At 45.3% G+C, this 232-nt stretch carries 1 protein-coding gene; it reads right to left on the bottom strand.

What is annotated here, in order from left to right; all coding sequences use genetic code 11:
• Nucleotides 1-232 (bottom strand): ABC transporter substrate binding protein (locus tag AAEY79_RS16560; RefSeq protein WP_352289897.1); only part of this gene is annotated, 232 nt, incomplete at both ends.

The raw sequence follows: 232 nt of genomic DNA, 5'->3' as shown, positions 1-232 counted from the left end.
ATCGCATCAGGATTATCACCGACGAATTGCTTAGCAATCTGACCTGCCGTTGCCGTATTGCCTTGCGCACTTTGAAAATTAACGGTTAGATTTTTCCCTTCAATATAACCGTTGTCCGCTAGCTCATCGATAATACCGCGGCGCATATCATCTAAAGAGGGGTGCTCGACAATTTGGGTAATTGCCAAAGTTTTGGCAGGTTTGTCTGCTGTCGTATCACTCTCAGTAGTTG

The organism is Psychrobacter sp. GW64-MNA-CIBAN-0177, from assembly GCF_040309585.1.
GTDB lineage: Bacteria > Pseudomonadota > Gammaproteobacteria > Pseudomonadales > Moraxellaceae > Psychrobacter > Psychrobacter okhotskensis.
The sequence above is the reverse complement of the archived record's forward strand: the minus strand, read 5'-3'. Positions and strand labels throughout refer to the sequence as shown.